At 69.3% G+C, this 7,039-nt stretch carries 7 protein-coding genes and 1 pseudogene; 3 read left to right on the top strand and 5 right to left on the bottom strand.

Annotated elements, in window-relative coordinates; translation table 11 throughout:
* Positions 1-172, bottom strand: a pseudogene (locus AC1DU6_RS15305) (non-homologous end joining protein Ku); the annotation flags it as partial.
* Positions 173-439: 267 nt separating this feature from the next.
* Here AC1DU6_RS15305 and AC1DU6_RS15310 point away from each other — a divergent pair.
* A complete protein-coding gene (locus AC1DU6_RS15310; RefSeq protein ID WP_457325026.1) occupies positions 440-1,153 on the top strand; it encodes a D-glycero-alpha-D-manno-heptose-1,7-bisphosphate 7-phosphatase in 714 nt (237 codons plus the stop codon).
* 20 nt (positions 1,154-1,173) lie between these two features.
* On the opposite strand, the gene AC1DU6_RS15315 is transcribed toward AC1DU6_RS15310, so the two are convergent.
* The 3 genes from AC1DU6_RS15315 to AC1DU6_RS15325 all read right to left on the bottom strand — a co-directional run bounded on the left by AC1DU6_RS15315 (position 1,174) and on the right by AC1DU6_RS15325 (position 2,674).
* Complete coding sequence (locus AC1DU6_RS15315) at positions 1,174-1,635, bottom strand: hypothetical protein (RefSeq protein WP_457325025.1); 462 nt, start codon at positions 1,633-1,635, stop codon at positions 1,174-1,176.
* A gap of 118 nt (positions 1,636-1,753) precedes the next feature.
* A complete protein-coding gene (locus tag AC1DU6_RS15320; protein ID WP_477858091.1) occupies positions 1,754-2,410 on the bottom strand; it encodes a YiaD family glycine zipper/OmpA-like lipoprotein in 657 nt (218 codons plus the stop codon).
* A 72-nt stretch (positions 2,411-2,482) separates the two neighbouring features.
* The gene (locus tag AC1DU6_RS15325; protein WP_056198702.1) at positions 2,483-2,674 is read right to left on the bottom strand and encodes a CsbD family protein; all 192 of its coding nucleotides are present in this window, start codon (positions 2,672-2,674) and stop codon (positions 2,483-2,485) included.
* Positions 2,675-3,147: 473 nt separating this feature from the next.
* Here AC1DU6_RS15325 and AC1DU6_RS15330 point away from each other — a divergent pair, with 473 nt between their 5' ends.
* On the top strand, positions 3,148-3,582 hold the full coding sequence (locus AC1DU6_RS15330) for a CBS domain-containing protein (RefSeq protein WP_457325023.1): 435 nt from the start codon (positions 3,148-3,150) through the stop codon (positions 3,580-3,582).
* Between the two features lie 89 nt (positions 3,583-3,671).
* Positions 3,672-4,997 (top strand): PQQ-dependent sugar dehydrogenase, encoded by a 1,326-nt coding sequence (locus AC1DU6_RS15335; RefSeq protein WP_457444519.1) that lies wholly within the window; start codon positions 3,672-3,674, stop codon positions 4,995-4,997.
* 160 nt (positions 4,998-5,157) lie between these two features.
* On the opposite strand, the gene rpoN is transcribed toward AC1DU6_RS15335, so the two are convergent.
* On the bottom strand, positions 5,158-6,657 hold the full coding sequence (rpoN, locus tag AC1DU6_RS15340; protein ID WP_477858094.1) for an RNA polymerase factor sigma-54: 1,500 nt from the start codon (positions 6,655-6,657) through the stop codon (positions 5,158-5,160).
* Positions 6,658-7,039: the final 382 nt, after the last annotated feature.

A 7,039-nucleotide genomic window follows, 5' to 3' on the forward strand; every position in this document is an offset into this window, starting at 1 on the left:
CCTTCTTCGTGCGCTCGTTGACGTATTGCTGCTTGAGACGCGCGCCGTCCTTGGCCAGCAGGTTGAAGCGGATGTCAGCGCCCGCCTCGGTAGCTGAGAACAGGCGCACGGGCACGTTGACCAGGCCGAAACTCAGGGTCAGGGAAGCGATAGAGCGGGCGGATGTGGCCATGGAATCTCCTGTGTCCCGACAAGCTACGCCGGCCGGCCTGCGGCGGGTCAGGGAACAGCGCCGCATCGCTGTGTAGGACGCCGGGACGCGTCGCGTCGCCAGGGCAAGCAGGCTCATGTTGCCGCCGTCATGAAGCGCTGCGCAGCGTCGTTCCGGGGCGGGCACGCCGATTGCCGGGAGCGGTGCCGCACCTTCTTCAGCCCGGACCCCCGACATGAGCGACTGCCGTTTCCCGACCTCCGCCCTTGCCGAGCCCGAGGTGCGCCCATGAGCTATGCACCCTATGCCTTGAGCGGTCTGACATTGCGCGACCTGCAGCAGCCGGCGCCGGCCCGCGCGCCATTGCGGCCCTGCCTCTTCGTCGACAAGGACGGCACCCTCGTCGAGGGCGCACCCCACAACGCCGACCCGCTGCTGCTGCGCTTCATGCCCGGCGCAGGCGAAGCCCTGGCCAGGCTGCAACGCGCGGGGCTGGCCCTGGTCATCGTCACCAACCAGAGCGGCCTGGCGCGCGGCCGCTTCACCAGGGCGGAGTTCGCGCGCCTGCAGCAGGCGCTGCTGCAACGGCTGCAGCAGGAGTTCGGCGTGCGCATCGAGGGCGTGGAAGTCTGCCCCCACGCACCCGACGACGAAGGCCGCCCGGCCTGCCTGTGCCACATACCGGCACCCGGCATGCTGATCCGCGCCGCCCACCGCCACGGCCTGGACATGGCGCGCTCCTGGATGGTGGGCGACAGGCTGGATGACGTCGAGGCCGGCCACCGCGCAGGCTGCCAGGGCCTGCTCTTCGACAGTGGCGGCGAAACTGTCTGGCGTCGCTCACCCCTGCGGGAGCCCGACGCGCGCTTCTTCGACTGGCCCGCGCTGGCCGACTATGTCGAGAAGCTCGCTACCGCCCGCCTGCCCTCTTTCGCGTCAGCCCCGGGCAGCGTCATGCAGCCGCAGGCGACGCCTGATGTGGCCTGGCATCGGCCCGACTGAGCCGGCGCGAACCAGAACGCTCAGGCCGCCTGCGGGCGCAAGGCATGGCGCGTGATGTGGGCGATGGGAACGCCGACATAGAAGATGTGCGACAGCAGGCCGCTGACGATGTTCCACCCGTGCGGAAGCTGCCAGCCGTTGACCGCTGACAGCGGGACGACGACGTAGACCATCGCCACCCAGGTGAGCAGGCCGTAGACGCTGCCCCACAGCCAGGGGCTCGTCGTCAGCGCGCCCAACCGCAACGCCGCAGCCATGTAAACCGCAGCCATCGCCGTGGTCAGGCAGAAGTGGAACAGCAGCCCCAACCCTGCCATCGCCATGCCGCCCTGCAAGGCGGAGGCACCCAGCAGCCCGCTGGCGATGTATTTCAGGATGCCTTCGACGGTGGCGCCCTGCGCCGCATAGCTCGCGAACGCCGCCACGATATCCAGGGCACCGGCCACCAGGCCGGCAACAACGACGGCAACGCTCTTGCGCATGGATCTTCCAATCGGTCGAAGAGCGCGAAGGGTGGTCGATTTGCCGCCCGAGGATGCCTAGCACCAACCCTCATTGATCAACCGCGGTGCGCCCACTACGGCCTGGTGGCTCCTGGCTCTAGCCCTGTTCAGCCAGGAAGATCTCCACGCGGCGGTTCGCGGCAYGGCCGGCCTCGGTGTCGTTGCCGGCCACCGGCTCGTGCGAGCCGCGTCCCGCCACGTTGACTCTCGAACTCGACACGCCGCGGGCCGACAGATAGTCGCGCACGGCCGCGGCGCGTTCGCGCGACAGCGGCTCGTTGATGGCATCGCTGCCGGTGCTGTCGGTGTGGCCGACGACAGTCACATGCACACCCGGGTCCAGGTTGCGCCCGATCTCGTCGAGCACCGGGCGCATCTGCGGTTTGATGTCGGCGCGGCCGGTGTCGAAGGACACGTCGCTGGGCACGTTGAGCTTGAGGCGGTTGTCATCAGTGCGCGCGACCTCGACGCCGGTACCCTGGCTCGCCTGGGCCAGGGCGGCGCGCTTGTCCTCCATGCGCTTGGACCACAGGTTGCCGGCAACCGCGCCGACAGCGCCGCCAATGACGGCCCCACGCCCGGCGCTGCCGCCGGTCACCGAACCAATGATGGCGCCGGCCACAGCACCGGCCCCGGCACCCTTGGCGGTGCCTTGTTCACGCTCGCTCATCGACGAGCAGCCAGCGGCCAGCAGGGCCGCCACGATCAGGGTGGCCGTCGCGCCGCTGCGCAACGGAATCTTGGAAGAACGCATGGTGTACCTCTCGACAGAAAAAGCGCCGCCGGACCCTGAGGCCCGGCGGCGGGGGCATGGCGTGCGGCGCAATCAGATCTTGCGCTGGTCGCGGGCGTCCTTGACGACCTCGCGGGCATCGCCCACGGCCTTCTGGACCTTGCCCTCGACCTGGGTCGCGGCGCCCTTGACCTGCTGCTCGGTGCTGCCAATGGCCTCGCCCAGCTTGCGTTGCGCCTTGCCCGCGATGTCCTTGACGCTGCCCTTGACTTGATCGGTGTTCATGGTGTGCTCCTTTGTGACGACCCCCGTGACGACTTGCCTAGGGGACTGGCGTCAGACTAACGAGCCAGGCAGTGCACCCGGGCCGGCCTGGGCCGGGTCGGCGGGTGGGTCCAGTCCTACGTCGCGGCTCAGCAAAGCCGGCGGGCCGCGACATGGCGCGCCCGCTGACAACATCGACCAGGTCGGCTGCCGCTCTTCCTACGCGCCTGTCGCGCCTCGTCCGCTGTCCCACCGCTGCCGTTGCAGCGAAGCTTTGCCTACCCCACCTCACCGGAGATCATCATGGGCAAATATCTTCTCGCGTGGCTGCTCGGCGTCCCGGGCATCGTGCTGCTGCTGGTCTATCTCTTCTTCCATTGACTGCGGCGACGCGGGCTGAGCAGTGCCGGGCCCGCGGTGGGCCAGCAGCGCCCAAGGGGTCCGCATGCCCGGCGCCCGCCTTGCCGAATGTCCACCCCACTCAGGAGACCATCATGTCGACCATCGCCGAAATCATGTCCACCCAGGTGCGCACCATCCAGCCGCAGGAAAGCCTGCGCCGCGCGGCGCAGTGCATGCAGGAACTGGACGTCGGCGCCCTGCCCGTCTGCGACGGTGAACGCCTGCTCGGCATGCTGACCGATCGCGACATCACGGTGCGCGCCATCGCCGACGGCCTCAATCCCGACCAGGCTTGCGTGTCCGACATCATGAGCCCCGAGGTCCAGACCTGCACCGCCGATCAGGATGCCGAGGACGCCAAGCGCCTGATGGGCGCCCGCCAGCTGCGCCGCCTGCCGGTGGTCGACAAGAACGGGCGCCTGATTGGCATCGTGTCCCTGGGCGACCTGGCGGTACGCGAGTCCGGTCACATCGACCGCGCCCTGCGCGAGATCTCGGCGCCGGGCGACGCCACGGCGCCGCACTGAGGGCCACTCAAGCCAGCGGCACGGCCGCGGCCATCTGCGCCACAAATCCGCCGGGCATCTGTCGGGCATCTGGCTTGCCAGACCTGCGTATGAACACACGCTGCCTATTGCTGTTGGCCGCTGCGGCCCTCACTGCTTGCGGCGAGAGCGCCCGCCTGCCTCAGGGTGCTGACGTCGGCCCCCGGCCCACCCTGGTCGAACCGGTGCAGACCCTGGTGCCAACCGCCCACGTCGCCTCGACCCGCCCTTGGGCGGCTGGCGAGGCACCGATCGCCGCGCCAGGCCTGCTGGCCCAAGCCTTCGCCAGCGGGCTGGAGCACCCACGCTGGCTGCATGTGCTGCCCAACGGCGACGTGCTCGTGGCCGAGACGAACGCGCCGCCACGGCCGGACGAGGGCAAGGGGTTCAAGGGCTGGGTGATGAAGAAGCTGATGGCCAAGGCCGGTTCAGCCACGCCCAGCGCCAACCGCGTCACGCTGCTGCGCGAYGCCGACGGCGACGGCCGCGCCGAGGTCAGGACCGTCTTCCTGCAGGACCTGAACTCGCCCTTCGGCATGGCCCTGGTTGGTGATCGCTTCTACGTGGCCAACACCGATGCGGTCTGGGAATACAGCTACATGCCTGGTCAGACGAGCCTGAGCGGCCCCGGCCGCAAGCTGACCGACCTGCCCGCCGGCACGCGTAACCACCACTGGACCAAGAGCCTCATCGCCAGCCCCGACGGCAGCAAGCTCTACGCGACGGTCGGCTCCAACAGCAATGTGGCCGAGCATGGCATCGAGGCCGAGGAAGGTCGCGCCGCCATCTGGGAGATCGACCGCAGCAGCGGCGCCAAACGCCTCTTCGCCACCGGCCTGCGCAATCCCAACGGCATGGCCTGGATGGCCGCGCCCGGCGGCGCACCGGTGCTGTGGACCGTGGCCAATGAACGCGACGAGCTCGGCAGCGACCTGGTGCCCGACTACCTGACCTCGGTGCGCGATGGCGGCTTCTACGGCTGGCCCTACAGCTGGTACGGCGCCCATGTGGACAGCCGCGCGCAGCCGCCGCGACCCGATCTCGTCGCCAAAGCCCTCGTGCCCGACTATGCGCTGGGCGCTCACGTCGCCGCGCTGGGCCTGGCTGCTGCAGGAACCAGCCCCGTGCCCAAGCTGCTTCCCGGTGGCCCGTCCGAAGGCGTCTTCGTCGGCCTGCACGGCTCCTGGAACCGCAAGCCCTTCGCCGGTTACAAGGTCGTCTACGTCCCCTTTGCAAACGGGCATCCGCAGGGCCTGCCCGTGGACGTGCTGACGGGATTTCTGAGCGCAGAGGGCGAGGCCCGCGGCCGCCCGGTCGGCGTGGCCGTCGATGCTCGCGGCGCGCTGCTGGTAGCCGATGACGTGGGCAATGCCATCTGGCGCGTGGCGCCGCGCTAAGTCATCTCAGCGGGTGCATTCGGGCCGAGCGCCGGGCCGCTCCCAAGCCGGCCCGCTTAGGCGATGTGCGCGCCGGTCAACCCGGCACGCATCGCCGTCCCCTTGGGGGACCGGCTGGGCACGCCCGAGTTCAGCAGGGCGAGACCGGACGAGGGGCGTGTCARGCCACACGTCGACGGCGGTCCACCGCCTCGATCTTCAGCATCTGGCGGTACTTGGTGACGGTGCGCCGCGCCACCACCAGGCCCTGCTGGGCCAGTTGACGCGTGATCTCGGCATCCGACAGCGGCGCATCCGGGCTCTCGGCCTCGATGATGTCCTTGATGAGGCCGCGGATGGCCGTGCCGGAGCAGGCGCTGCCATTGGCACTGATCATGGCGCGGCTGAAGAAGTACTTCAGCTCCAGCACGCCCACCGGCGTGGCCATGTATTTGTTGTTGGTCACACGCGAGACGGTGCTTTCGTGGATGCCCACTTCCTCGGCGATCTCGCGCAGGCCCAGCGGCTTCATCGCCATGGCACCGTAGTCCAGGAAGTTGTGCTGGCGCCTGACGATGGCCTCGGCCACGTCCAGGATGGTCGAGAAGCGCTGCTCGACATTGCGCAGCGTCCAGCGCGCCTCCTGCAGGTGGGCACCGAGCTCGGCGTTGGCCGCCGTGCGGTGGCGCTGGAAGAGCTGGGCATAGACCTGGTTCAGCCTGACGCGGGGCACGATGGCCGGGTTGAGCTGCACGGTCCAATGGCCGCGCACCTTCTTCACGATCACGTCGGGCACGACATACGGCACCTGCGTGGAGCCGAAGCGCCAACCCGGCCGCGGGTCCAGGCGGCGGATGCGGTCGCAGACCGCCTCGACGCGCGCCGGCGACTCGCCCAACTGGCGCGCCAGCGAAGCCACGTCGCGCGCCGCGAGCGCCGGCAGGTGGTTGGTGACGATGTCCTGGGCCAGGGCCCGCGTGTCGGCGCAGTCGATGCCGGGCAGCTGCAGCAGCAGGCACTCGCCGACGTCGCGCGCCGCCACGCCCGCCGGGTCCAGCGACTGCACAAGCCTCAGCGCGAACTGCATCTCCTGCAGCTCGGGCGCGGGCTCCAGACCGGCGACGTCGATCAGCTCCTCCAGCGGCGTGCGCAGATAGMCGTCGTCGTCCAACGACTCGACGATGGTGCGCGCCAGTGCAAGGTCACGATCGGACAGCGGCAGCACGTTCAGTTGTCCGTGCAGATGCGTCGCCAGCGAGGTTTCGACGGCCATCATGTYGAGCGCACTGAGTTCGCCGTCCTCGGCGCGGCGCTGCCCGGCACTGTCGGTCGCCCACAGGTCCCGGTCACTGCCATCCTCGGGCCCGCCGCTGGTGTCGGGATCGTTGGCCGCAGCGGGCAGCTCGGTGCCGGCATCGGCCGAAACACCCTCCTCCATCAGGCTGGAAAGGGCCGACGGTTGCTCCATCGGGCCGGCCTCGGCGCCGGTAGCCAGCGGCAGCGCCGTGCTGCCCTCCCCGTCACCGGCCTCGCCCTCCTCGGCCTCGAGGAAAGGGTTGCGGCCCAGGGTGTCTCTGAGCATGGCAGCAAAGTCGAGCGAGGACATCTGCAGCAGACGCACTGCATGCTGGAGTCGGGGGGACAGGGTCTGGGTCTGCCGGTGGTCGGCACGGAGGTCCATGGAGGGCACGGGTGCTCCTGTTGGCAACGTCGCTTTTGCCGCGCCGTGCGTGGACGGCGCGCGGGAACTTCAGTCAATGCAACCTCCGTGCCGGCGAGCGTTGCTTGTCGCATCCCGAAACAGTTTGGCTCCGCCCCCAGGGAATAGCGGCGCATGGCAAGCGTGAAGCCCATGGAACGCCCCGCCCACGGCGCCGCGCCGCTGCAAGATTTACCGGGGCGGCCTCCCCGAACGGGCAATTTCGGCAAAGCGTGCCGCCTGATACGGCATGTTCGACGCCGGCCGCTGCAGCCCTTTTCGCCTTTCAACCCAGCGCAGGCACAGCCCTTGCCCTTGGCCGGGCGCGAGATCCCTCGCAATAGGAGAACGCATGAAGAAGATC

It is taken from the genome of Roseateles sp. P5_B10, assembly GCF_056400485.1.

Excerpts from the sequence above, each read along its gene's own strand:
- AC1DU6_RS15330 (WP_457325023.1), top strand. The coding sequence starts at position 3,148 with ATGTCGACCATCGCCGAAATCATGTCCACCCAGGTGCGCACCATCCAG.
- AC1DU6_RS15325 (WP_056198702.1), bottom strand. The coding sequence starts at position 2,674 with ATGAACACCGATCAAGTCAAGGGCAGCGTCAAGGACATCGCGGGCAAG.
- AC1DU6_RS15310 (WP_457325026.1), top strand. The coding sequence starts at position 440 with ATGAGCTATGCACCCTATGCCTTGAGCGGTCTGACATTGCGCGACCTG.
- AC1DU6_RS15315 (WP_457325025.1), bottom strand. The coding sequence starts at position 1,635 with ATGCGCAAGAGCGTTGCCGTCGTTGTTGCCGGCCTGGTGGCCGGTGCC.